The organism is Prolixibacter sp. NT017 (genome assembly GCF_009617875.1).
GTDB lineage: Bacteria > Bacteroidota > Bacteroidia > Bacteroidales > Prolixibacteraceae > Prolixibacter.
In genome coordinates this window covers 4,958,886-4,985,093 of the sequence record NZ_BLAV01000001.1, presented here as the reverse complement: position 1 = coordinate 4,985,093, position 26,208 = coordinate 4,958,886, and the positions used below count along the sequence as shown (strand labels likewise).

The following is a 26,208-nucleotide window of genomic DNA, read 5'->3' as shown; positions in this document are numbered from 1 at the left end:
AAATGCCGGGACGGAGCAAAAACAAAAATCTAACATTCGTCAGGTTTTGTTAACAAAACATTAAGGAGAAAATAAAGTTGCCGGCACAGCGTGGTTATTTCCCCGTCACTCTGACCATTGCCTCTTTTTTCAAGGCCACAGAAAGATAATCCTTTGGTTATAAAATGCTTTGTCGACCAAACATCGAAACACAAATAAGATTTCTTTGTTATCTTTGCAGGTAATTTTCTCGAACGTAGAACTGGATAACGTTTAAAAATGAGTAACATAGAGCTGAGTGAACAGGAAATTATCCGCCGTAATTCGCTGAATCGGTTACGGGAACTGGGCATCAACCCCTACCCTGCCGAAATGTACAACGTAAATGCTACCGCGAAAGAGATAAAGGAGCAGTTCGATTCCGAAAAAGGAAACTTTCAGAACGTAACTTTTGCCGGTCGCATCATGAGTCGGCGAATCATGGGTAAAGCCTCGTTTGCCGGATTACAGGATAGCACCGGACGCATCCAGATATATGTCAACCGCGACGAAATCTGTCCGGGTGAAGACAAGACCCTTTACAACGAAGTATTTAAGAAATTACTCGATATCGGCGACATCATCGGAGTGAAAGGCTTCGTGTTTGTCACCCAAATGGGCGAAATATCCATTCATGTGAAAGAGCTCACCGTGTTGAGCAAATCCATTCGCCCGCTGCCGGTGGTAAAAGAAAAAGACGGGAAAGTATTCGACGCTTTCACCGATCCCGAACAACGTTATCGCCAACGATATGTCGACCTGATTGTGAATCCGCAGGTGAAGGATGTTTTCGTGAACCGCACGAAGATTATCAACACCATGCGCGAACTGTTTAACGAACGCGGCTACCTCGAGGTTGAAACCCCGATTCTGCAACCCATTCCGGGTGGAGCAGCCGCCCGTCCGTTCACTACACATCACAACGCGTTGAACATTCCGCTGTATCTGCGTATCGCTAACGAGCTTTATCTGAAAAGACTGATCGTTGGCGGTTTTGATGGCGTGTACGAGTTTGCCAAAGACTTCCGTAACGAAGGAATGGACCGTACGCACAACCCCGAATTCACGGTGATGGAAATCTATGTAGCTTACAAAGACTACCACTGGATGATGGATTTCACCGAGGAAATGATCGAGCGCGTGGCTTTGGCATTGCACGGTACCACCAAAGTGAAGCTGGGCGACAAGGAAATTGATTTCAAACGCCCGTTCAAGCGGGTAACCATGTATGATGCCATCCAGGAATACACCGGCATCGATATTTCCGGCATGGATGAAGAACAACTTCGCGGAGTTTGCAAGGATCTCGATATCGAGGTGGACCCGACCATGGGAAAAGGCAAACTCATCGACGAGATTTTCGGCGAAAAGTGCGAAGGCAACTACATTCAGCCAACCTTCATCATCGACTATCCGAAAGAGATGTCACCGTTGTGTAAAAAGCACCGCGATAATCCCGATTTGACCGAGCGTTTTGAGCTCATGGTGAACGGCAAAGAGTTGTGTAACGCTTATTCCGAGCTGAACGATCCGATTGATCAGCTGGAGCGTTTCCAGGAACAGCTCAAGCTTTCGGAAAAAGGAGATGACGAAGCGATGTACATCGATATGGACTTTGTGCGCTCGCTCGAATACGCCATGCCTCCTACATCTGGAATGGGAATCGGTATCGACCGCCTCACCATGTTGATGACCGACAACCTGTCCATCCAGGATGTACTGCTCTTCCCGCAAATGAAACCGGAGAAGAAATCGGAAGGTGACAGTGACGGTAAATTCGAAGAGTTGGGCATCCCGACCGATTGGGTAGGTGTCATCCGCAAAATGGGCATCACCAAGGTAGAACAACTCAAAGAGATTAAACCCGGCAAGTTATTCAACGACCTCTGCGGGTATAATAAGAAAAACAAACTGGGTTTGACCAATCCGTCAGCTGACGAGGTCAAGCAGTGGGTAAACTAGACTTTCATTGAATGTCTGAAATAAGCGAGAAATTACGACTTGCCATCATCGGAAGCGGGAGCTGGGCTACAGCTCTTGCCAAGATGTTTATGAATAATGTGCCGGAACTCAACTGGTATTTCCGCAAGGAAGAAACCATTGATCTGTTCCGGAGATTTCACCATAATCCCAACTACTTGCAAGCGGTGGAATTTGATGTCAACCGGATTCATTTTTATTCCGACATCAACGAAATCGCCGAGCAGTCGGATATCCTGGTCTTTGCCATTCCTTCGGCCTTCCTGAAGGATGCGCTCAAGAACCTGACCGTGGATATCAGTCAGAAATTTGTGGTATCGGCAATCAAAGGGATTGTTCCGGACGATAACCTGGTGGTGGGACAATTTTTCCACGAATATTACAACGTGCCCTACGACCAGGTGGGCGTTATTGCCGGCCCGTGTCACGCCGAAGAGGTCGCACGGGAACTGTTGTCGTACCTCACCATTGCCAGCCCCGATGTAAAAAGAGCCCGGCAGTTTGCGTTTCTTCTCGAAAGTCCTTATATCCGGACCCATATTTCCGACGATATCTGGGGAACCGAGTATTCTTCCGTTCTCAAGAATATCATGGCGATTGCGGCCGGCATTTCGCATGGATTGCGCTACGGCGACAACTTCCAGGCCGTGCTGATGTCGAATGCCATCCAGGAAATCAAACGGTTTGTCGACACAGTGCATCCCATTACCCGCGACATCAAATCGAGCGCCTACCTGGGCGACCTGCTGGTAACCGGCTATTCGCAATATTCCCGTAACCGGACATTCGGAACCATGATTGGTAAAGGCTATACTGTACGCACTGCTATGCTCGAAATGCACATGATTGCAGAGGGTTACTTCGCTACGAAGTGTATTCGGGAAATAAATAGCCGTTACAATGTGAACATGCCCATCACCGACGCTGTTTACAATATACTTTACGAGAACATCTCACCGGCCATTGAACTGAGGATTTTAACAGAACATCTTCGATAAATCATATTTTAATCTCGCTATCATGAACAATATCAAGCTGGATATGGAGAAAGCCTTTTCCTTTGTTTCCCGCGACGAAGTATTCGCGTGGAAGGAAACGACGGAAAAGAACAATGTAGCTCTCCACGAAAAAACCGGAAAAGGAAACGATTTTTTGGGTTGGGTGAACCTTCCAACTGCTATCACCGAAGAGCACTTAAGTGATGTGGAAGAAACAGCAGCCCGCCTTAGAAGCAAGAAGCTCGACATTTTTGTGGTCATCGGAATCGGCGGTTCGTACCTCGGCGCCAAAGCCGTGGTGGATGCACTGTCTGATTCATTCGCTCACCTGAAAGGAAGCGATGCACCGCATATTCTCTTTGCCGGACAGAACATCGGTGAAGATTACCTGCACGAACTGCGCGAACTGCTGAAAGGCAAAGAGTACGCGATGGCAGTTATTTCCAAATCGGGAACGACTACCGAACCGGCGTTGGCTTTCCGTCTGCTTCGTCAGGATATTGAGGATAAATATGGCGTGGAAGAAGCCCGTCAACGCATTGTAGCCATTACCGACGAAAGCAAAGGTGCCCTCCGTACCCTCGCTGACGCGGAAGGTTACAAGACTTACGTGATTCCGGACGATGTCGGTGGACGTTACTCGGTACTGACTCCGGTGGGTCTGGTGCCGATTGCCGTTGCCGGATTTGATGTTCGTGCGCTTGTACAAGGTGCCCGCGACATGGAAAAAGCAAGCGATGTAAACGTACCGTTTGAAGATAACCTGGCAGCACAGTATGCAGCTGTTCGTAACAGCCTGTATAAATCAGGTAAGAAAATCGAAATCCTGGTCAATTTCACCCCGAAACTGCACTACTTCTCCGAATGGTGGAAACAGCTGTACGGTGAGAGTGAAGGAAAAGAGGGCAAAGGAATTTATCCGGCCAGCGTTGATTTCACTTCCGACCTCCACTCCATGGGACAGTACATCCAGGAAGGCGAGCGCATTCTGTTCGAAACCGTTATCTCCATTGCCAAGCCCGATTACGAAGTTCGTATTCCGGAAGACAAAGATAACCTGGACAAGCTGAATTACCTGGCCGGCAAACGTGTCGACGAGGTGAACAAAATGGCTGAACTGGGAACCGCCCTGGCCCACATGGACGGCGGCGTTCCGAACATCCGTGTAGAGGTTCCGAAAATCGACGAGTACAACATTGGACAGTTGATTTATTTCTTCGAGATTGCCTGCGGTATGAGTGGTTATGCCCTCGAGGTGAATCCATTCGACCAGCCCGGAGTAGAAGCGTACAAAAAGAACATGTTCGCCCTGCTCGAAAAACCCGGCTTCGAAGAAGAAACCAAGCAAATCAAATCGCGCCTGTAAGCAACAACAGGTTGCTACAACGATACAAAAGCTGCTCATTCGGGCAGCTTTTTTTGTTTGACCCCGACAGTGGTTGAAAACCCTGTCGGTGGTTTGATTCGCAACCTCGAGCCTAACAGGTTTTTGAAATCTGTCAGGATACATTCTTCTTATGCAAAGAATCTGCATTAACTAATAACCTCCCCATTAGAATTCTTCCCCTAAGCCTGGAAGGCTTTCATTCAAAAACTTGGGGCTTCGCCCAGGAGTGTTCGAAACCTTGTAGGAAGTTATCGGGAAAGCAGATTTGAAATATCAAGCCTTCAGCCTGTTTTCCCTCACCTGGCAACGGTACTCGTTGGTTGGATTTTTATCTACTCACCCCATCCGGACTGCGTCCGAATTGCCCCTCTCTACAAGTAAAGATGGGCGGGGGCCGGTGATAGCATCGAAGTTTGTATTTGCATTTTTCCCGACGGGATACCAGGTTGTTTTTGGAAATGATGCCTTTCGAATATGCAGCGGCGTGAGTCCTTCTCTATGATTAGAGAAGGGTTGGGATGAGTAGAAAACATTGTTTCGAACACTCGTAGGCTTCGCCCCAAGGGAAGCGGTCACATCATTATTACATCCAGCCTGAAAGGCTGGCACCTAATTCTTCTCAATTCCTATACAGGAAATCAAACCAATAACAGCTGAAGCCCTTCAGGCTTCCTCTCCATTCCTCCAACTTTCCGGGGGCGATACCCCCGGCTTTGGAATTCCAGGCTCCCAGCCTGTTGCCATGCTTTCTAAAGTCCGATGAAAGGGCATTGTTACAACAAAAAAGGGACTCCACCCTTCCGGTGAAATCCCCTTCGATATCTAATCAATCAAGTAGTAGTTCCATCAAGGCTTGGCGATACCAATCACCCCTTCGGCAATGCGTGAGCCGGCAGCCCCCGTTGGTTGCGAAGTCAAATCATCTTCACCGGAGTGCACAATGATGGCGCGACCAATCACCGAGTGCGGTCCGTTCAGCTTCACCATCTTGTCTATCCGCTGATAATGACCGGTACTGTCGGCCGCGACGACGATATTCCCAAGGTCACCCACATGACGAACATCCGCATCCGGGCCACCGTGATTCACATTTTCCGGGCTAAAGTGTCCGCCGGCCGATGTACCATCTGCTGCGGAAATATCACCATACTGATGCACGTGGAAACCATGTTTGCCCGGAGCCAGCCCTTTCAAGTCGGCTACTACCTGAACGCCGCCATCCACTTTAGTGAAGGTAACAGTCCCGGTGACGTGATTCCCTGCTGTTGGCTGAAGGACGCATACCGCTTTGGTTACTTCAGGTGTCGCCATCTTTTCCGTCCCCGTGTTGTTCTGTTGTCCTGATTTAGGAGCACAAGATTGCGTAACAATCAGTAAAATAATTGCCAGCATACCATTCCATGCAAAAATTCTCTTCCTCATAGCACTTTCATTTTTAAGTTAGTCATTCATCTCGTTTCATTCGTTCGGCGGATTAGCTGTCTGGTCATCCGGCCCGGCAGGATACCTCCGGCCCCTTAGCCTTTGACTATCTAAAACTAACCAGAGGCGTATCTTGTTCAAATTTCGATAAAGAAGTTCTCCCTCATAACTAAATATTAACATGAAAAATCAGTGGTAAGTTGCCCTTTCAGGGCGATAACAAATTTCTTGCTTTTCAACTGCAAGGCGTTGCCGTTGGGCTAAATTAAACCGGGCCGGCAGCCCGAAAATCATAGCATCGGAATCTCATCTCGAAATATTTCATGTGCTCTTCGTCTTGAAGAGACAGCTTACTTCAGCCCAACGACAACGCCTCGGGAATTCGGGTCCGGCACAAAAATACCTTCGCCCTGAAAGGGCAGTTTAATCCGAAAATGACACTCCCTATCGCCTATTCGCCATTTCTCCCCCTCTCATTTTCCCATAGAAAGGTCCACCAGCTTCAGCACCGTTTTCCAGTTTCGCGTAGTAGCGGGTACCTTCAGCTTCTTTTCAAAGAAAGCGTTGGTGAGTTTGGATTCGCTGTAGCGGCCCGAGCAATAAACAAATGCATGGTTACCGATGATATTGAATTTGTCAGGTGAGTGGTTGATTTGGTTAATGGCATCCAACTTGTCGGCTTCCGGTTCTGTTTTCAAAAACGTGAGGTGCAACCGTTCGATATCGGCGTCCGGCGAAGCGTAAAACGGGTTGACAGCAACAGCCTGCTGCAGTTCCTCAACGGTACGGACAATCACCGGCACATCGAAGCCAAATGTATCGGCGATGGCTTGCTCCAGCTGGTCACCCAATGCCATGGTATCCTCCGCTTTCGCGGAAGAGAACAACACGTTACCGCTTTGTATGTATGTTGAAATCTCCGTGAAGCCCAGACCGGTAAACAGCTCCTTCAGGTCGGCCATCTTAATTTTCCGGTTGCCACCCACATTGATGCCACGAAGAATTGCAATGTATTGGTTCATCTGTAAGGATGGGTTGGTTATGGTTCATGAAACCACTGACAGAGACGGAAGGTTCAAAGAAAAAAAGGATGTCATTCCTCGGAGGGATGACATCCTAAAAATCATAACTTTTATTAATCCTCTATTTTGAAGAAAAATTAAAATTTCATCTCATTATTGACCTCTTTCTCAGAAAAGTCTACCAAATGGTACTCCACAATCTGATTATTTTTAGAAACGTAGGCCAAGCTCGTTGGATCAACTGAATTATATTGACTGGCAGAGGCATAATCCGCGCTTGACTTTTCGGTTGAATAATTAACCAGATTATTGAACTCTGTATTTCTGATTACCTTTTTCATAGTTCTTTGTTTCTAGTTCAAAGTTAATAAAAAAATTAATCTTCATGTCTCCATCCTTCAAACGAACGGTGATCATCAATTATTGTTCGTTGCATCGGAGGTAATGGAGGCGGCTGAGGAATTTGTTGCTGTTGTCTGATAAACTGCCCCTCGCTTACAAATACGTCTGTACCACCATGAGAACTCTCAATCAATACTCTTCGACAAGAGTATTGAGCCGATTGATTTGCGCCTAATATTAAATTTGGATCAAATGGATTCAACAGCTCCAATTCTGTCCGAATATCATCAAAGGTTTGTTTTAATATAGAATAAAACTCGTCATCAGGTTTTTCAATATTTAGGCCCAACTCATGCTTAGCTTCATTTCGGTAGATCGTATAATCATGGCTTCCTGAATCACTCGTCAAAAATGAAATAATTTCCTCAATCCTATCTTTATTATCAATTTGTTTTGCAAGAAGTTTTCTTGCTAGCATTTGAATTTGAGTTCTCGATCTGTATACATCTCCTAGAACTAAAGGATGAACTTTCTCTGATAAGCTTAACAAAATCTGTGTTAACTCTTTCTCATTACCTATCTTCAAATCCTCCTCTGCGAGAGCAAAATATCCCTTGATTGATTCAACACTTACTGGAATTCTTGCCATTGGATTTTGTGGAATCTGTGGATTTTGTGGATTTAACGGACCATTTAGACTCGGATCTATTGGTCCCAAAGTTGCTTGCTTAGTCATAACAACTTTGTTGGCACCAATAGAGATCAATGTACCTGAACTTTGAGCCTTAGATGGAATTATTACTTCAAACTCTTTACAAAACTGCCTAATGAGGTTTACCAAACTCCAAGCGGCTAATGTATTACCTCCTCTCGTGTACAAGAGTAGAGATATTTTCTCCACTTTTCCTAGGGGATCTAAGTGATTTACAAAATACTCCAAAACTTCCGGATGAATCTGTGTTTCCATCCCAGGACGATCACCAGTAACATAAACGATTAACCTTGTTCCTCTTATTTCTTCTATTTTACGATAATTATCAATTCTTTCACTTCTCATAACACTTTATTTTTTATTGATATCCATTAGATTCTTAACCTATTTTTTAAAGTATGAGCAGCATTCTCTGCTCCCCTCCCCACTGCCATTGCGTCAGTTGTAACTGCCACTGCGTCGGTCGCGGAGTTGTTTTCTTTAGTCTAGGAGTTGTTTTCTTTGCTCGCCATGTTCATTTCTTTGTGGCTGGAGTAGTTTTCTTCACTCAGTGTATTCATTTCTTCACGACCCGGGTAGTTTTCTTCGATCATCGTGTTCATTTCTTTACAGCTGGAGTAGTTTTCGTGGCCCGGCGAGATGTTCTCTTTACCTGACGGGTACGTTTCTCCGCCAGTAAAGCGGTTTGCGCAGCTTTTCCAATCGAAAGCTCCGACACGCCTCTTGCCGGAAACAGGACAAAGGGAGCCGGAGCTTTCATCTAAACCATTAAAAGCAAATTAATCAACAATCACCCGTGCCCGGGTATATTCTTCGTAAAAATCGTTATCGGTTGCACGATAGCGCAGCATCAGTTTATCGAGCTGGCTGTTCAACAGGTCGTCGGTCTGGTCGAACAAATCGGCCAGCACCGTTTTGGCAGCAAACGCCTTATTCCGGATGGTACGCGGCTGCCCAATCAACGCCTTGAAGTTGTCGAGACTGGTCTCCACTTCCACAATCATATCTTCGGTAACCAGGTAATCGGTGAGCGCCTCGATACGATTGCGGGCTTCGGTAATTACCGGAACCACCATAGCCTCCAAATCAGTTTCACGACAATGGTTCAGAGCTGTTTTTGTGAGGCTCACCTTTTCGGCCAGCTCCAGGTCGTTATTCACCGCGGCAAAAGCCTGCATCGTCCCCGACAGGGATACCGCCTTTTCGGTCAGTCCGTGACGAACCAGGTCCTTGCTCTCGGTGATGCCTTTGCTGGCCGGGTTGGTCTTCTCGTTTTGGCTGATGATGCGCTGAATCAGTTCATCATATTCATTTTTCTTGGCTACCATAATCGGCAGCATGTTCCACTTATTGGTGTGGTTGTCCAGTGCAGCTTGCGTATTGAGGTACATACGCAGGTGTTTGTTTTGGTCAGTGTTCATTCGCTAAAATTTTAAACGTTTTATAGGTTGTCTGTAATGGTTTCAATTGCCGGGGTTGTTATAACCACCTTTTTGGGTCTTTTGCTAACGGGCAATGGTTCTGCCTCACATTCCTCAACCATCGCCAAACGAACTAACCTAAAATTAAGCGATTAGAAAGAAGAAACCTAAAGCGCCCCATCCGCTTATTGTTCATAACTGCGTCCATCCGGGTGTACTTTTTCGGACAGTGTGTCATTCACCACAGATTTTTGCACGTTCACCATCAGAAATCGAACGTTCGCCACTACTACACATAATATGAAATGGTTGATAAGTTTTTCAAAGAAGACTGTTAGATATCAGATGAGAGATATTAGATCCGAAAAAATGTCCTCCTTGGGAGGAGGTGGGCGACAGGCCGGAGGAGGATTTTCACGATAAAAACACCTGGTCATTCCTCAACCTCTTCGCCTTTGCCTGAGCCTACGCCTTACTTCATCTCCCTCTCATATCTAAAGTCTGATATCTGTTGTCTTTCCATATTCCCGAAACATCTATCTTTGCACCCAAATACCAACCGTATGACAACACAGGCTAACCGCCCGCGCGGCTACATATACACGGTGCTGGCCACCATTTCGTTCAGTAACGTGTACATCTTCAGTAAAGCTGCCATGAACCACATGAGCATGTCGCAGTTCTGGTTTTACTGGTTCCTGATTGCTTTCAGCCTGAACCTGGCGGTTGTGCTCTTTCGCGGCAAGTTGTCGGTGTTGCGGAATATCCCGAAAAGGTCGCGCTGGGTATTGCCCACGCTGGGCGCGATGGAAATAGCGACGACAACCCTGTTTTTCGCCTCCATCAAAGTCATCGAAAACCCGGCCGTGACCAGTTTCCTGGGCAACCTGTTTCCGCTCTTTGTAACATTAATGGGTGTCGTGCTGCTGAAAGAACGCTTTACCCGGCTCGAAACGGTGGGCATTGTGGTTGTTTTGGTGGGAGCTTTTGTCACCAGCTATTCAGGCTCGGCCAAACTCTCCGACTTCTTCATTCCGGGTACGGGAATCGTAGTGCTGAATGCCCTGTTTGCTGCAGCCACCACCATCCTGGTGAAAGTGAAGGTAAAAGATTTCCCTCCGGAATTGCTCAACTTCAACCGCACCTTCTGGCTCTTCCTGTTTGCCATCGGCTGGATTACTGTTTCGGGGAGTTCGTTTCATGTCCCCGGCAGGGCATTGCTCAATACCGGACTGGGCGCTTTCTTCGGGCCATTCCTGGCGGTCCTGCTGCTCTATAAGAGCTTCGAGCACATCGAAGCTTCGCGCTCTTCCATCATCCAGGCTTTGAAAGGATTGTTTGTGATGGGAGGTGTGTTGATTTACTTCGGACAACTGCCACAAGGCTACCAGATTTTTGGCGGGTTGCTCTCCATCGCCGGTGTGATTATAATCGCTGTAGCGAAGTTGCCGGAACAGTACCGGAATAAAAAAGCCCGGAAAAATAGTTCCGGGCAGAAGAATATATCGACGGTAAGGTGATTTCGTTTCGTTATATCAAACGTAATACTTTCGCATAAAGGCCATCACTTCCGATTCGCTGATAGGAACCGTCGCGCCGGCTGTTGTTGCCGCTAAAGCGCCCAATGCATTACCGAAGTTCAGCGCATGGTGCACATCTCCGGTTTTCAGTAAAATGTGGATAAATCCGGCCGAAAACGCATCTCCCGAGCCGACTGTATCTTTCACTTTCACTTCGTAACCGGAATCATAAAAGAATTCGCCATCCTGCGTGATGCACTGAGCTCCCCTGGGACCCATGGTCACCAACAGAATTCCCAGGTCGTATCGCATCATCAAATCCTCACCATAACTTCGCGGATCGGTCCCAATGAGCGTAAAAATCTTCCCAAGCTCCATGATCTCCTCATCGTTAATCTTGACCACATCGGCCCGTTGAAGCGATTCGTGCAGGGTTTCGGGTGTATAACAGTCTTTCCGTAAATTGATATCACAAAACTTCAACGCCTTGGGTGCCGCATCAAGCAATTTGAAAAGCGATTCACGGGATTTCTCTCCGCGCTGGACCAACGTTCCGTAATAAATGCAGTGCGCTTCGGAAGCCAGCTCCTTTATGTCGGAAGTAAATTCAATCTCGTCAAAGGCCACGCCGGCATTGATGGTAAAATCGGGAATTCCCTGTTTGTCCAGAAACACATCCACTGTTCCGGTCGGAGCGTTTTCATCCACCTGCACATATCCTGTCGGCAAGCCGATTTCCTTCACGCGTTCCATCGCTTCTTTACCCAGCTCGTCATTTCCCAGGCGGGTAATCAGCCGGCCGTTATTTCCAAAGTGGTTCACCCTAAATATGAAGTTCGCCGGAGCGCCTCCCAATGCCTTGCCTTCAGGCAACAAATCCCATAACAACTCCCCAAATGCGATGATATTATATGTCATGTACGAAGAAAAATTTTGGAGCAACCAACCGTTGCCATCAAGTTTCACGTGAAGGTAATGTTTATATAAATAAAATAAAAAAAGCGACCGAAGCCGCTTTCCTGTTCTTATACCCTTCCGGGAAGATGTTTTTTAACGAATTCATCCAGTATACCCGTCAGTTTGGGCTCCCCAATCTCTTCCAGATCGTAATATACCCGGGTCGATGGTTTTTTAATTTTTACCACACGGCGCAGATCGATCGGTGTTCCCACAATCACCGCGTCACAATCGACTTTGTTGATGGTTTTTTCCAGGTCTTTCACCTGTTCATCCCCATATCCCATCGCCGGCAACAACGTACCGATGTTCGGATAAATCCGGAAAGTCTCTTCAAGCTTGCCAGCCAGCCACGGGCGCGGATCGACAATTTCACTAGCTCCCAGTTTCTGTGCCGCCACAATGGCTGCCCCTATCTTCATTTCTCCGTGCGTCAGGGTCGGGCCATCTTCAACAGCCAAAATCCGCTTGCCGCGAATCAACTCCGGATCTTCCACCCTTACGGGAGAAGCGCCCTCCACAATCACCGCTTTCGGGTTAATGCGGGCAATGTTATCACGAACAGCCTGAATTTTCTCCGGCGCGGAGGTATCAATTTTATTGATGATAACCACATCGGCCAACCGTACATTTACTTCGCTGGGATAGTAAGCTCCTTCGGCTCCTGCTCGATGCGGATCGGCCACCACAATCGACAAATCGGAGTGGTAGAACGACATATCGTTGTTCCCGCCGTCCCAAAGAATAACATCGCATCCGTTGGGGTCATTTTCCGCGGCACCCAGAATCGCTTCGTAGTCCACGCCGGCGTAAATCACGTTTCCGCGAACAATGTGCGGTTCGTATTCTTCCATCTCCTCGATGGTACATTTGTGTTTCTTCAGGTCGGCAATTTCAGCAAATCGCTGCACTTTTTGTGCATTCAGGTCGCCATAAGGCATGGGGTGCCGTATAGCCACCACTTTCAATCCCATTTGGGTCAGCAGTTCCACTACCTTTCGGGAAGTCTGGCTTTTTCCACATCCGGTACGGGTAGCGGTCACCGAGATGAGTGGCTTGGTACTTCGCAGCATGGTTTCGCCGGGACCGAGCAACATAAAGTTGGCTCCGGCAGCCTGCACAACGGAAGCCAGGCTCATCACCTTATCATACGAAACGTCGCTGTAAGAGAAGAAGCAATCCTGGACTTCCAGTTCCCGAATCAGCTTCGCCAAATCGTTTTGCTCGTAAACCGGAATGCCATCCGGGTAGAGATTGGCTCCGGCAAGTTCCGGCGGATACTTTCTCCCGTCGATGTCGGGAATTTGAGTGGCAGTAAATGCAACCACCCGGTAATCGGGATTGTCCCTGAAAAAGGTGTTAAAGTTGTGAAAATCGCGGCCAGCAGCCCCGATGATAAGAACATTACGGCGTGCCATAGTTGAAATGATTTAGATGTGAGAGGTTTAAACGATTCTTTTAAATTAACCAAAACAATGCGTCCAGAACATGAATTTTCTCACCTGATCAGCGGATGAAAACGTCCGATTTGGATATTACCGGAATAAATAGCACTTTGCCGCCAGATTAGGAGGGATGGAATGAACTATCTTGCGCACATATACTTATCGGGAGAGTCGGAAGAATTGATGCTGGGAAATTTTATCGGTGATTACGTGAAAGGAAAGCAACACCGTGATTTTCCGGCCGAAGTGGAAAGAGGAATTTTGCTGCACCGCAAGATAGACGAATTCACCGACCGCCACGAAGCTGTGCGGGCCTGTAACCAACTGCTTCGTCCGGGTTACCGGAAATATGCAGGCGTAGTAACCGATATCTTTTTCGACCATTTTCTGGCTGCCAACTGGCAACGTTATTCGAATCACTCGTTGAAGAATGCCACCCGCCGTTTTCATGGCATCCTGATGTCCAATTACCGAATATTACCTGCACGCGTCAAGCTTTTCGCACCGTTTCTCATTCAGCATAAACGCCTGGAATCATACGCACAATTCAAAGGAATCGAGGAGTCGTTAAGCATCTTAAGTCGCCGTACCTCCCTGCCCGAAGAAACGCCTTTTGCCATGAAAACACTCAAGGAAGAATATGCGCAGTTCGACGAGGCTTTTGCCCGCTTCTTCCCGGAAATCATCCAGTTTGCGATAGAGGAGGCCGGGGTAGAAATAAAAATGCCCCGACTGAAGCGGGGCTGAATATTTTTAATCACTCATTGAAACCAACTCCTCTTCGAAGAAAAACTCCTCCTCGCCGAAAGCCGGTTTTAAATCGCTTATCCAGATAGCATCCGGATCGTATTTGGCAAAGAACGGCCGGTTCGTCCAATCGGGGTTTCGCCCCTGAATGAAGTTCAACACAAACACTTTCTCCCCATTAATTTCCGACACCCCCACAATGCGTATTTTACCCGGCTCGCTCGACATACTCGGACCGCGAACGGTACGACATACCCCACTCACCTGCTGATAAGCCTTGCGGAAAATCTTCCAGGCATTGTCCAGCGTTACCGCGAAATAATCCTGTGCCCCGGTATCGCGTGCAATAAACATGTAATAAGGGATAATGCCCAAATCAACCTGTTTGCGCCACATCTTCGACCACAAAAACGGATGATCATTGATGTGCTTCATCAACGGCGACTGCGAACGAATCTGTGCTCCGGTAGAATGAATATTCGCAATCGCATCCTGAACCGCATCTGTTTCCAACGCCCTTGGATGATTGAAATGGGCCATGATGCTCAGATTGATTCCACTCTTAATCACCTTGCGGAATAAGTCCATCAGCTCTTCCGCATCATCGTCCGTGGAGAAACGATAAGGCCAGTAGGTTAATGCTTTGGTTCCGATTCGAATAGTTTTAACACCGGGAAGATCTGCATCGATAATAGCTTCCAGGTAATGCCTGAAAAACTTGGTTTTCATCACTGCCGGATCGCCGCCGGTAAACAACACATCCGATATCTCGGGATGAGCCCTGAGATACCTCACCATCAAATCGGCTTCTTTCATGGCGAATTTTGTATCCTGCAAGGCGAACTGCGACCACCGGAAACAGAATGTGCAATAAGCATGGCAGGTTTGTCCCTGACTGGGGAAAAACAACATGGTTTCGCGGTACTTATGCTGAATACCGGCCAAACGTTCCCCATTAAAAACCGGCACGTTGTGTTCCTGTCCGGCAGGATTGGGATTCAACTGCAAACGAATGCGGTCGACCACCTGTTTGACTTTAGATTTTTCAGCATCTGATCGCAATAAATCAGCGACTTCATTAAAATGTTCGTCTGATAACATTCCCCTTTGCGGGAAGGTGAGAATAAAAAACGGATCATGCTCGAAATGGTCCCAGTCAATTAGCTCATCAATAACATAGTTACTGACCTTGAATGGCAAGACTGTACCTACCACTTCGATAGTAAATTTTTGTTCCTCAGAAAGTAGATCGATTTGCGGAATCGAACGAAAATTGGACAAAGAATAAGAACGATACTTCATCATACCCTAGAAAAATTAAAAATAACCCCAAAATAAAATTGATGCCAAACAAGGATAATGAAGCCGTTTTCAGGAAGGCATATATTTACCTATTAGACAGCACGTTAGGCGATAGCTTCATTTTATTGGCTCCTAAAGGTAGTAAAATAAAGGTTATTTATCAAATCAGAATACTATCGTGCTATTATCTAAGGATTTCCATGCGACTAGCATCGAGGCGCAAAAAGATAAACAACAGGAATGTGAACGACCACAGCGATGACCCGCCATAGCTGAAAAACGGAAGTGGAATACCGATAACCGGCACCAAACCGATAGTCATACCGATATTAATAGCGAAGTGAAAAAATAGAATTCCGGCCACACCATATCCATATACCCGACTAAACCGGGAACGCTGTCGTTCGGCAAGGAACAACAAGCGTATCAATAATATCATGAATAGGATAATCACCGTCGAGGTTCCCAGGAAGCCCCACTCTTCGCCTACCGTACAGAAGATAAAGTCGGTACTCTGCTCGGGCACAAAGTTGAATTTCGTCTGGGTTCCTTTCAGGAAACCTTTTCCCGTAACGCCGCCTGAACCAATGGCAATTTTCGATTGATTCACATTGTACCCTACGCCTAATGGATCGGAACGAATACCCAGTACTTCGTCAATCCGATCGCGTTGGTGAGCGACCAGCACATCTTGATACACGAAAGAAACCGACTTACTGAGTGCCAGCGAGCTGACAAAGAACAGCACAACCCACAACACCGGCTGAATTCTTTTCCGGATACCGTAAATGATGAAGACAAAAATCGAAATCCCGGTAGCAGCATATAATATTATAGCCGTCGACCATCCTGGACGAACCATGTGACTAAACAGGTAGACAACACCCAGGATAGCCGCAAAAATGACGACCATCTTAATTACTTCCTTCATTTTCTGGCGAACAATTCCATACGCCAGTATCGATGCAAAAATGAGGAAGCCAACCAGGCGAACTTCATTCCAAATGAGTGTAAGGACAAATAATACCGCTGCAGCAAATCCCCAGAACAGGAACATCCCTGACAAGCCTTCGCGGTAGAAAACCAGGATGAATACGGCATAAACCAACGCCGAACCGGTGTCGTTCTGTGCAATAATCAGCAAGGCGGGGATACCGATCAACATCCCCAACACCGCCAGCGATTTAATCCGGTGCATCTTGAAATTGTACTGACTAATGTATTTGGCTACCGCCAGGTTCGTAACAAACTTCCCAAGCTCAGCGGGCTGCAGCGCAAATCCGCCAATCTCAAACCAGGCGCGTGCACCATTCACTTCCTTTCCGAAGAATAGGACGGCAACGAGCAGAACAATGACCACAGCATAAAAAACATAGGCAAACGCCACATAAAATTTACTATCGATAATCAGCACGGTAATGGCAATAAACGAAGCCATTAGGATCCAAATCAGCTGCTTACCATAGCGTTGGGTCATGTCCATGATGCTCTGATGATCTTCGTTGTACACAGCGGCATAAATATTCAGCCACCCCATGAACACCAGAATCACGTAAAGTAGGACCGTGATCCAATCAAGATTATACCATATGTTATTCCTGCGTATCAATTGATTGTATCTTCTTGTATAACCAGTGAATCTCTTTTTACCGCTATCTCTTTAGGAGGCACCGTATCCCTTTCAGGAGTTTTATTTGTAGTGCTGCTGACGGTTGTTTCCGGTTTTGCCGGAGCCTTCTTTTTAGGCTTCTTCGGTTCCAGCAAATTGGCTTCCATCATACGTTTCTCCAGCCATTTCCTTCCGGAGGAAATCGAATCAGTCAGGTATTTCTCAATCATCAGGCTGGCAATCGGCGCGGCATACCGGGCGCCCCAGACTCCATTCTCTACATAAACAGAAATGGCAATCTTCGGATGGTCGGCTGGCGCAAATGCCATGAAAACCGAGTGATCGGCCCCATGCGGGTTTTGTGCTGTTCCCGTCTTTCCGCAAACCAGAATTCCAGGAATATGTGACATAGCAGCCGTACCACCTGGTTCCATCACTTCTTCCATTCCCTCAATGATTTTTGAGAATTGAGTCGTGTCAATATCGGTATAATGCCGCTCTGTAAACCGCGTGGGAATATTTTCATTCTGAATTTTCTTTACTATATGAGGAATATAATAATAGCCCCGGTTTGCCAATGTTGCCGCATAATTAGCCAGCTGCAAAGGAGTAATTCCCAGCTCGCCCTGCCCAATGGCCAGCGAGATAATCGGCAAAGCCCGCCAACGGGACCCTTTAAACACGTACTTCTCATAAAAATTGGAAGAAGGCACAAATCCTTTCAGCTCATTCGGAAAATCGGTTCCCAGCGTACGGCCAAAACCAAAACTCATCACGTATTTCCGCCATGTATCATAGGCCTGTCGAACATCCGGGTATTTAGGATTCTCCAGTATACTGCGAAACTCCTGGGCATAATATGCGTTACAGGATTCGGCAATAGAACCACTTAATGTAAAAACGGTATCGTGATGGCACCCCATATGATAATTACCAACTGTGTAGCCATAATGACATGCATAACGAGTATAGGGTGTTAGGACTCCTTCCTGTAGTCCAATCAGAGCGTTCACCATTTTAAAGGTCGACCCCGGAGGATATTGCGCCATAAATGCGCGATTGAATAAAGGATTCAGCGTATCACGCGCCAGCGCCAGGTAATGCTCCCCCCTGTCGCGCCCAACCAGCAAATTGGGATCGTATGTCGGCGAGCTAACCAATGTCAGAACCTCACCTGTCGAAGGTTCGATGGCTACAATACTTCCGGCTTTTCCCTGCATCAGCTTTTCGCCGTAACGTTGCAAATCGGCGTCCAGCGAAGTCACAACATTCTCCCCAATCACTGCGGTTGTGTCGTAACGACCGTTTTGAAAAGAGCCTTTTATCCGGTTGTGCACGTCCACCATCAGGTAGTTGACTCCCTTTTTACCTCGAAGCTCCTTCTCGTATGATTTTTCGAGTCCAGTAATACCAGCATAATCACCCGTTTCGTAATACGGATCCTTTTTAATCATCTGCTGGTTCACTTCGCCAACGTATCCCAGTACGTGCGATGCGATCTTCTGTGGATATTCCCGAAGCGTACGTGTTTGCACGAAGAAACCGGAAAATTTGTACAACTGTTCCTGCAGAATGGCATATCGCTGGGCCGACAACTGCTTGATGATTACGGAAGGTTTAAAGTAAGAGTAATCCTTTGCCTTTTGCAGTTGCTCCTCCAGTTCTTCTTTCGTTACACCGGTAATATTGCAGAAATTCAGGGTGTCGAAAGGCTGCAATTCGCGAGGTGTAACCAGCATATCGTAAGCAGCCTGATTGTACACCAGCAGTGTCCCCTTCCTATCGTAAACCAACCCTCTCGCAGGGTAGTTCACAATACGGCGCACCACGTTATTGGTAGCTGAAAGTTTGTACGATGTATCAACCACCTGCAGCGTAAACAGGCGAATTAAATACATCACAGCTACCACTAAAAATATGGCTGCAATAAGATATGTACGTTTTGCGTTGGAATCCACCACTATTAATTTCGAACCATGCTATTTCCGGAATACCAGATATTGGCTCAAAACTATTAAAATTATCGATAAAAAGGCGTTGATGATTGCTTTAAGCAACGTATGAAATAACCCGTGCAGGGTAAATGCTTCCACGAAAAAGAGAAACAGGTTGTGCGCCAACACCAGGATAACAGCGTACTTCAGGAACCACTCGAAACCGTATGTACTAATTCGCGGTGCGCTTCCCGGTTCATACGTGTCCCTGGAAGAGATCAACATCAAAACTCCGGGCCGTAAAAAAGCTGTGAATACCGTAGCTGAAGCATGAATTCCCGGCGTATTGGAGAAAATGTCGATTGTCAATCCCAGTAAAAATCCGAGCATCAGCAACAGATAACGGGGCGTATCGAACGGCAGCAATAGAATGAAAAGAATATAGATGAATGGAGAATACATTCCCCCCAATTGCACATTGTTGATGAGCAGGACCTGAACCAGGACCAGCACAACATACATAATGCCGTATTTCAGAATATCATTGATCATTTTCGTCCGTTGATTCGAGCTTCAGTATTTCGTCGCGTGTTTTGTTCTGAATAACATCCACATACACCAGGTTCTTGAAATCGACCGAAAGGTTAACCGTGATTTTGTAGAAATTACTACCTCCCTGGAGTGAATAATCAGAAACCGTCCCCAACATCAATCCTTCCGGGAAGATGGCCGAATAACCACTCGTCACAATGGTATCGCCTTTGGCTACATCCACATGAAAAGGAATCTCATCGAGTTCGGCTTTGCGGTAATCATCACCATTCCACGTAAGCGAACCAAAGTAATTGTTACGCTTGATCTTTGCACTAATCTTCAACCGGTTGTTCAGGAGCGAAATAACGGTACAGTAATTTTTCGACACGTTCGTTACCACACCGACCACACCATTGCTGGAAACCACTCCCATATCGGGTTTTATTCCATGCCGCGAACCTTTATTCAGCAAAATATAATTATGAACCCGGTTCACCGAATTGTTAATCACCTTGGCAGTGAGGAAGAAAAAGTTTTGCTGATACAGTGAATCTTGTTGCGGAGCATCGTTCCCTATCTTCGAAAGCTCCTCGCGCATCAACTCCGAGCGTAACTTGGCATTTTCTTCAGCCAATTCATCGTTGAGTTGTTTCAAGGAAAAATACTGCGCAATCCCCCAATAACCGTCATAAATGCTTCCGGTTAACTGGTTACTGGAACTCATAAATTTGACACGTTGATAATTATTGTACTTCACGATCATCATGATGGACAGCACTTCCAGAAATACGAATAAAAACACGACGTGGTACTTAGCCAGAAAACGTAGTAAACTCCTCATAGGCAAAAAAGGGAGGAATATACTCCTCCCTGGTCCGCGTTAATTTTATTTCATGTTAACGAAGAAGAAATGAGAATTTGTCCACATTCTTCAGTGCAATTCCGGTTCCTCTGGCCACAGCCCGCAACGGGTCTTCAGCAATATGGAACGGAATATTAATCTTATCGGACAGGCGTTTGTCGAGTCCGCGCAGCAATGCACCACCACCTGCCAGCCAAATACCGCGGTTCACGATATCGGCATACAACTCCGGCGGAGTTTGCTCCAATGCACTCAATATAGCTGTTTCAATCTTCGAAATCGATTTTTCCAGACAATGCGCAATTTCCTGGTAAGATACCGGAACTTCGATGGGCAATGCCGTCATTTGGTTCGGTCCCTGGATAATAAAATCCGATGGTGCATCCTCTAACTCAGACAATGCAGCGCCTACGTTGATTTTGATCTCCTCTGCCGTACGCTCGCCAATCTTAATGTTGTGCTGGTGACGCATGTACTCCATGATGTCGCCGGTCAGGTCGTCACCCGCAATACGGATGGACTTGTTCGTCACAATTCCGCCAAGCGAGATAACGGCAATCTCGGTAGTACCACCACCGATATCGACAATCATATTTCCCTCGGGTGCTTCTACATCGAGGCCGATACCAATAGCGGCCGCCATCGGTTCGTAAATCATGTAAACTTCGCGTCCGCCGGCATGTTCCGACGAGTCGCGTACCGCCCTGATCTCCACTTCGGTTGAGCCGGACGGGATACAAACTACCATTTTTAATGCCGGTGAAAACAAACGGCTTTTCGGATGAATCATTTTAATCATCCCTCTGATCATCTGTTCTGCCGCGTTAAAATCAGCAATCACCCCGTCGCGTAACGGACGGATTGTTTTCAGATTCGCGTGTGTTTTCCCCTGCATCTGCCTTGCCTTCTCCCCGATGGCGACCATTTTTTCGGTTTTCATATCGATGGTCACGATCGATGGTTCATCAACAACAATTTTATCATTATGAATAATGATGGTATTGGCCGTACCAAGGTCGATGGCAATTTCCTGGGTAAGAAACGAGAATAGGCCCATACGTATACGTGTCTTAGTTCATTTATTGTTAATACTTCTCAATGTTTAAAATGCCGGATTCCGGTTACAACCATCGCCATATCATGCGCGTCGCAGAATTCGATGGAGTCTTTATCCCGGATTGATCCCCCCGGCTGAATCACACAATCGATCCCCTCGTTATGTGCAATTTCTACCGAGTCGGCAAATGGAAAGAACGCATCAGATGACATCACAGCGCCCTTCAAATCAAAACCAAACGATTTTGCTTTTTCAATGGCATGCTTCAGTGCATCCACCCGGGAAGTTTCGCCAACACCACTCGCCAGCAGTTGTTTTCCCTTAGCTAGAACGATCGTATTCGATTTTGATTGTTTAACCAAGCGATTTGCAAACAATAAATCTTCCACCTGTTCTACTGTAGGTACTTTTTTCGTTACCGGCTGCAACTCTTCGGCTACTTCCCGTTTCCTGTCTTTTTCCTGCACAATCACTCCATTCAGCACACTCCGGAATTGTACATCCGACATCTTCGCCTCTTTCCTAATCAGGATGATACGGTTCTTCTTACTCTCCAAAATTTCGAGTGCTTCCGCTGAATATGCAGGAGCAATAATTACCTCAAAGAAAATCTTGTTCGCTTCGGCAGCGGTAGCCGCATCTACTTCCCGGTTGGTAATTAAAATTCCACCAAAAGCAGATACCGGATCACCGGCCAATGCGTCTTTCCATGCTTCTACAAGATTCTCGCGGCTGGCACATCCGCAGGCGTTGTTGTGTTTTAGGATAGCAAATGTCGTGTCGTCATACTCGTCAATCAAACTGACGGCTGCATCGATATCCAGCAAATTGTTGTATGAAATCTCCTTGCCGTGAAGCTGCTCGAACATTTCGTCAAACTTGCCGAAGAAAACACCTTTCTGATGAGGGTTTTCACCGTAGCGCAACGACTTCGACTCATTCTGGCTGGCACGGAAATTTTCCGGCCATTCGCCAGCAAAATAATTATAAATAGCAGTATCGTAATGCGAAGAAGTTGCAAAGGCTTCTCCGGCGAAAGCTTTCCGGTCATCCAGCGAAGTTTCGCCTCCTTTTTCATCGAGCAAAGCCTGCAACGCTTCGTACTGACCGCGGTGGGAAACAATCAGTACATCATTAAAATTCTTGGCGGCTCCCCTAATCAACGCTATTCCGCCGATATCGATCTTCTCAATAATATCAGCTTCCGAAGCTCCTGTGGCAACCGTTTCCTCAAAGGGGTAAAGGTCGACAATTACCAAATCAATTTCTGGAATCTCATACTGTTTAAGCTGTTCCTGATCTCCTTTGTTCTCCCTGCGAGCCAGGATTCCACCAAATACCTTCGGATGAAGCGTTTTCACTCTTCCTCCCAAAATGGAGGGGTAAGTAGTCAAATCTTCCACTGCACTTACCGGCACATTCAAGTCACTAATAAACTTTTGTGTGCCCCCGGTCGAATAGATCGTTACCCCCAGCTCATTCAGTTTTTGAACAATGAGATCCAGTTTATCTTTGTGATAAACAGAAATCAACGCTGATTTTATCTTCTTTAAGCCGCTCATTTATAATTATTTAACTTTTACCCGCAAAGTTAATAAAAAGCCGTAAGTTTTCAGGCCTTTTATAAATTGATTTATAATATTTTCAATAAACATAAAAACAAAAGCGAGCCAAGGTCTCTTTTTAAATTATTCCTACCTTTAAACAACCATTAAATGCTATGCTTTTACTCAAACTCATACTCGAAAGTTTCCGTTTTGCATACAATGCTTTAATCGTAAACAAATTGCGAACATTTCTTTCGCTTTTGGGAATTACGATCGGCATCTTCAGTATCATATCGGTTTTAACCGTGATTGACTCGCTGGAACGGGCCATTCGTAACAGTATGGAGTCGTTGGGTAGCAACGTAATTTATATTCAGAAATGGCCGTGGGCTCCGCCCGAAGGTGAAACAGAATATCCCTGGTGGAAATACATGAACCGCCCGGTTCCCAGCCTACAGGAGGCTGAAGATATTTTGCGGCGTTCGCAATTGTCGCAAGATGCGTCATTCAATGTCGGTTTTCAGCGCACCGTACAAGTGGGTAGAAACAGTGCCGAGAATGTGCAAATCATGGGAACCTCGCCCGGATTGATTCACATCTGGTCGCTGGATGTGGCACGGGGCAGGGCATTCTCCGAAATTGAGATGAACTCAGCACGGAACCTCGGTATGCTGGGAGCAGATGTGGCATCACAACTTTTCCCGAATGAAAATCCGGTTGGGAAAACCATCAAAATACAAGGCTATAAAATTTATATCATCGGTGTCTTTACCAAAATGGGCGAAGACATGTTCGGTACCAGTATGGACAAGCGGGTGCTGCTTCCCATCAAGTTTGCGGCCCGCATGGTCGACATACGCAGCGACATGGGGCAAAGCATCATTGTAAAAGGGAAAGAAGGCGTATCGGCACAGCGGCTCCACGACGATTTGGAAGGAGTAATGCGTTCCATCCGGCGACTTAAACCAAGCGAAGAAAACGACTTTGCACTGAACGAAGTAAGCCTCATTTCCGGCCAGCTCGATAATTTCTTCCGGATCTTCAATCTGGCTGGGTGGATCATCGGAGGATTTGCCATCCTTGTGGGAGGTTTCGGTATTGCGAACATCATGTTCGTTTCGGTTCGGGAGCGGACGCGAATCATCGGAATCCAAAAATCGCTGGGTGCGAAAAATTACTTCATTATGCTGGAGTTCCTTTTCGAATCGGTCGTTCTTTCCGTTATGGGAGGATTGATTGGATTACTGATTGTGTATGGCGGAGCCGTTTTTGTCAGTCAGGTTTCGTCCTTCCAGATCTCACTAACGCTGGGAAACATTCTCACCGGAATTTTCATTTCAGCCACTATCGGAATAGTAGCCGGAATGTTACCAGCCCGAAAGGCGTCCGGTCTCGACCCGGTAGAAGCGATCAATACGGTTTAATTTCCGAACGAACGTACCTTTTCTATTTCGCGGGTCAGTTCAATAAACTCCAGAACAGACAATTGCTCCGGCCGTTTCTTTAGCCAGGCAGGATCGAGCTGGTCGATTTCCGGAACAAGTCCTTTCAAACTGTTTCGCAGTGTTTTTCGCCGCTGATTAAAGGATTGCTTCACGATAGTGAATAGCAATTTCTCGTCGCATTCCAACGATTCCACCTTATTCCGGGTTAACCGGATAACAGCCGATTTTACTTTAGGTGGCGGTGAGAAAACGTGTTCGTGTACTGTAAATAGATACTCGATATCGTACCAGGTCTGCAGCAGTACACTCAGGATTCCGTAGGTTTTACTTCCCGGTCCTGCGGCGATGCGCTCAGCGACCTCTTTCTGGATCATTCCCACCACCGCGGGAATCTGATTGCGATATTCCAGTACCCTGAAAAAAATCTGGGAAGAAATATTATAGGGGAAGTTTCCAATCAAAGCAAAAGGTCCGGAAAGTTTCTCCGATAAATTCATTTTCAGAAAATCACCGGAAATCACATGGTCTCCAAGAGCAGGGAAATGCTCGTGCAAATAAGCAACCGACTCCCGGTCAATCTCAACCACATACGTTTGTAAATCTTTCTCTTCCAGCAGGAACTGCGTCAGTACGCCCATACCCGGCCCAACTTCCAGCACCTGTTTAATATCCTTCTTTAGCAGGCTCTCCACAATCTTGCGGGCAATATTTTTGTCCGTTAGAAAATGCTGTCCCAGGTTTTTCTTTGCCCTTACTGTCATATCCGAGTTATCAAGACTTAGACTAAATGTGTTGTGTTTCCCGAAAAAAGCTAAATTTGCTCAACTTAAAAGAAGTCCAAAAGTACAAAAATTCAGTGGCTTTCGCCCGAAGACGATAGTAGATTGCCCTGGTAATTTACCAATCCAAAAACCCGAATCGTTTTGAAGAAAAAGATACTCGATATAGCCAAGGCATTAATTTTTCTGGCATTAGGCATATTTCTCTTCTGGCTCGTTTACCGCGGTCAGGATATCGACCGCATTAAATCGGTGTTGAAAAATAGCGTAGATTACCGCTGGATTTGGTTTTCACTGTTTCTTGGCCTGCTAAGCCACATCAGTCGCACGTTGCGCTGGGTTATCCTGATCAAACCATTGGGAAAAAAGCCCCGCAAACTCAACACTTTTTTTGCCGTAATGATTGGTTACTTAATGAATTTGGCCCTTCCACGTTTGGGTGAAGTTTCGCGTTGCGGTGCCTTGTCGAAGTACGAAAATATTTCCATGTCGAAATTGCTGGGTACCGTGGTACTCGAACGTTTCGTCGACGTCATCATGCTCTTGCTACTCACCTTGTTTGTATTTGTTACCCAGTTTGATAAGATGCTGCTCTTCCTGCATCACAACCCGGAAGTAGAAGACAAAGTGCTCGCTGTTCTCACGTCACCGGTATTGATTGGAGCAGTGATTTTCGGAATTGCTGCCCTTATTATCTTCCGGAAGAAATACGGCCATTTGCCCGCAGCTAAGAAATTCAATGAAGTACTTAGCAATTTTGGTGAAGGATTCCGTTCATTCAAAACCATGGATAATAAGCTGACGTTTGTTTTCCACACCGTTTTTATCTGGGGCATGTACTTCCTGATGAGCTACGTTTCCTTCCAGGCTTTTGAATTCACCAGCGGCTTACCAATTCTGGCCGGCATGACTGTATTTGTGCTGGGAAGTTATGGAATGGTTGCCCCGGTTCAGGGTGGAATTGGTGCCTGGCACGTAATGACTATCGAAGGTTTGGCCCTTTATGGAGTAGCGAAAAGTAACGGCGTTATTTTTGCCTTTTTGGTACATGCTGCCCAAACGTCCATGATGCTTATCGTCGGGTTGATTTCCCTTTGGGCATTGCCATTCATTAACCGTCGCCGGGCTTAGCACCGTAGAATTTTTCGCTACCTTTACGCAAAATCAT

At 46.5% G+C, this 26,208-nt stretch carries 22 protein-coding genes; 7 read left to right on the top strand and 15 right to left on the bottom strand.

Annotation, left to right across the window (positions count from 1 at the left end; translation table 11 throughout):
- Positions 1–258 precede the first annotated feature (258 nt).
- Genes lysS through GJU87_RS20650 form a run of 3 tightly spaced genes read left to right on the top strand, consistent with a single transcriptional unit; the run spans position 259 to position 4,362 of the window.
- Complete coding sequence (gene lysS / locus GJU87_RS20660; RefSeq protein WP_153641198.1) at positions 259–1,980, top strand: lysine--tRNA ligase; 1,722 nt, start codon at positions 259–261, stop codon at positions 1,978–1,980.
- An 11-nt stretch (positions 1,981–1,991) separates the two neighbouring features.
- A complete protein-coding gene (locus GJU87_RS20655; protein WP_153641197.1) occupies positions 1,992–2,996 on the top strand; it encodes an NAD(P)H-dependent glycerol-3-phosphate dehydrogenase in 1,005 nt (334 codons plus the stop codon).
- Between the two features lie 22 nt (positions 2,997–3,018).
- Positions 3,019–4,362 (top strand): glucose-6-phosphate isomerase, encoded by a 1,344-nt coding sequence (locus GJU87_RS20650; protein ID WP_153641196.1) that lies wholly within the window; start codon positions 3,019–3,021, stop codon positions 4,360–4,362.
- An 867-nt stretch (positions 4,363–5,229) separates the two neighbouring features.
- On the opposite strand, the gene GJU87_RS20645 is transcribed toward GJU87_RS20650, so the two are convergent.
- The 5 genes from GJU87_RS20645 to GJU87_RS20625 all read right to left on the bottom strand — a co-directional run bounded on the left by GJU87_RS20645 (position 5,230) and on the right by GJU87_RS20625 (position 9,302).
- Complete coding sequence (locus tag GJU87_RS20645; protein WP_153641195.1) at positions 5,230–5,805, bottom strand: superoxide dismutase family protein; 576 nt, start codon at positions 5,803–5,805, stop codon at positions 5,230–5,232.
- A gap of 473 nt (positions 5,806–6,278) precedes the next feature.
- On the bottom strand, positions 6,279–6,827 hold the full coding sequence (locus GJU87_RS20640; RefSeq protein ID WP_153641194.1) for a DUF1697 domain-containing protein: 549 nt from the start codon (positions 6,825–6,827) through the stop codon (positions 6,279–6,281).
- A 137-nt stretch (positions 6,828–6,964) separates the two neighbouring features.
- The gene (locus tag GJU87_RS20635) at positions 6,965–7,168 is read right to left on the bottom strand and encodes a hypothetical protein (RefSeq protein ID WP_153641193.1); all 204 of its coding nucleotides are present in this window, start codon (positions 7,166–7,168) and stop codon (positions 6,965–6,967) included.
- Positions 7,169–7,203: 35 nt separating this feature from the next.
- The gene (locus tag GJU87_RS20630) at positions 7,204–8,226 is read right to left on the bottom strand and encodes a serine protease (RefSeq protein ID WP_153641192.1); all 1,023 of its coding nucleotides are present in this window, start codon (positions 8,224–8,226) and stop codon (positions 7,204–7,206) included.
- A gap of 434 nt (positions 8,227–8,660) precedes the next feature.
- The gene (locus GJU87_RS20625; protein ID WP_153641191.1) at positions 8,661–9,302 is read right to left on the bottom strand and encodes a hypothetical protein; all 642 of its coding nucleotides are present in this window, start codon (positions 9,300–9,302) and stop codon (positions 8,661–8,663) included.
- A gap of 563 nt (positions 9,303–9,865) precedes the next feature.
- Here GJU87_RS20625 and GJU87_RS20620 point away from each other — a divergent pair.
- Positions 9,866–10,822: a DMT family transporter gene (locus tag GJU87_RS20620; RefSeq protein WP_153641190.1), complete on the top strand. Its 957-nt coding sequence runs from the start codon at positions 9,866–9,868 to the stop codon at positions 10,820–10,822.
- A gap of 15 nt (positions 10,823–10,837) precedes the next feature.
- Here GJU87_RS20620 and GJU87_RS20615 read toward each other — a convergent pair whose 3' ends face one another.
- Together GJU87_RS20615 and GJU87_RS20610 are read right to left on the bottom strand one after the other, a co-directional pair.
- On the bottom strand, positions 10,838–11,740 hold the full coding sequence (locus GJU87_RS20615; protein ID WP_153641189.1) for a carbohydrate kinase: 903 nt from the start codon (positions 11,738–11,740) through the stop codon (positions 10,838–10,840).
- Between the two features lie 107 nt (positions 11,741–11,847).
- On the bottom strand, positions 11,848–13,197 hold the full coding sequence (locus tag GJU87_RS20610; protein WP_153641188.1) for a cyclic 2,3-diphosphoglycerate synthase: 1,350 nt from the start codon (positions 13,195–13,197) through the stop codon (positions 11,848–11,850).
- A 162-nt stretch (positions 13,198–13,359) separates the two neighbouring features.
- Here GJU87_RS20610 and GJU87_RS20605 point away from each other — a divergent pair, with 162 nt between their 5' ends.
- Complete coding sequence (locus tag GJU87_RS20605; RefSeq protein WP_153641187.1) at positions 13,360–13,971, top strand: ACP phosphodiesterase; 612 nt, start codon at positions 13,360–13,362, stop codon at positions 13,969–13,971.
- Positions 13,972–13,977: 6 nt separating this feature from the next.
- Here the strand turns inward: GJU87_RS20605 and GJU87_RS20600 are convergent, their stop codons facing one another.
- From GJU87_RS20600 to purH, 7 genes are all read right to left on the bottom strand, one after another.
- Positions 13,978–15,276, bottom strand: a complete 1,299-nt coding sequence (locus tag GJU87_RS20600; RefSeq protein ID WP_194831601.1) for a KamA family radical SAM protein — start codon at positions 15,274–15,276, stop codon at positions 13,978–13,980.
- 181 nt (positions 15,277–15,457) lie between these two features.
- Entirely contained in the window at positions 15,458–16,882 is a 1,425-nt protein-coding gene (rodA, locus tag GJU87_RS20595; RefSeq protein ID WP_153641186.1) for a rod shape-determining protein RodA, read from the bottom strand.
- Positions 16,879–18,840: a penicillin-binding protein 2 gene (gene mrdA / locus GJU87_RS20590; RefSeq protein ID WP_228492067.1), complete on the bottom strand. Its 1,962-nt coding sequence runs from the start codon at positions 18,838–18,840 to the stop codon at positions 16,879–16,881. The genes rodA and mrdA overlap by 4 nt, the downstream gene beginning before the upstream one ends.
- A 21-nt stretch (positions 18,841–18,861) precedes the next feature.
- On the bottom strand, positions 18,862–19,368 hold the full coding sequence (mreD, locus tag GJU87_RS20585; protein WP_153641184.1) for a rod shape-determining protein MreD: 507 nt from the start codon (positions 19,366–19,368) through the stop codon (positions 18,862–18,864).
- On the bottom strand, positions 19,358–20,191 hold the full coding sequence (mreC, locus tag GJU87_RS20580) for a rod shape-determining protein MreC (protein ID WP_153641183.1): 834 nt from the start codon (positions 20,189–20,191) through the stop codon (positions 19,358–19,360). Before mreC ends, mreD begins: the two co-directional genes overlap by 11 nt.
- Before the next feature lie 55 nt (positions 20,192–20,246).
- On the bottom strand, positions 20,247–21,269 hold the full coding sequence (locus tag GJU87_RS20575; protein ID WP_106543198.1) for a rod shape-determining protein: 1,023 nt from the start codon (positions 21,267–21,269) through the stop codon (positions 20,247–20,249).
- Between the two features lie 38 nt (positions 21,270–21,307).
- The gene (gene purH, locus GJU87_RS20570) at positions 21,308–22,831 is read right to left on the bottom strand and encodes a bifunctional phosphoribosylaminoimidazolecarboxamide formyltransferase/IMP cyclohydrolase (protein ID WP_153641182.1); all 1,524 of its coding nucleotides are present in this window, start codon (positions 22,829–22,831) and stop codon (positions 21,308–21,310) included.
- Between the two features lie 158 nt (positions 22,832–22,989).
- On the opposite strand from purH, the gene GJU87_RS20565 reads away from it, so the two are divergent.
- Positions 22,990–24,240 (top strand): ABC transporter permease, encoded by a 1,251-nt coding sequence (locus tag GJU87_RS20565; protein ID WP_153641181.1) that lies wholly within the window; start codon positions 22,990–22,992, stop codon positions 24,238–24,240.
- Here GJU87_RS20565 and rsmA read toward each other — a convergent pair.
- Positions 24,237–25,022, bottom strand: a complete 786-nt coding sequence (gene rsmA, locus GJU87_RS20560; protein WP_153641180.1) for a 16S rRNA (adenine(1518)-N(6)/adenine(1519)-N(6))-dimethyltransferase RsmA — start codon at positions 25,020–25,022, stop codon at positions 24,237–24,239. The two genes, GJU87_RS20565 and rsmA, sit on opposite strands and share 4 nt — an antisense overlap.
- Before the next feature lie 162 nt (positions 25,023–25,184).
- On the opposite strand from rsmA, the gene GJU87_RS20555 reads away from it, so the two are divergent.
- A complete protein-coding gene (locus tag GJU87_RS20555) occupies positions 25,185–26,171 on the top strand; it encodes a lysylphosphatidylglycerol synthase transmembrane domain-containing protein (protein ID WP_194831600.1) in 987 nt (328 codons plus the stop codon).
- The last annotated feature ends 37 nt before the right edge of the window (positions 26,172–26,208 follow it).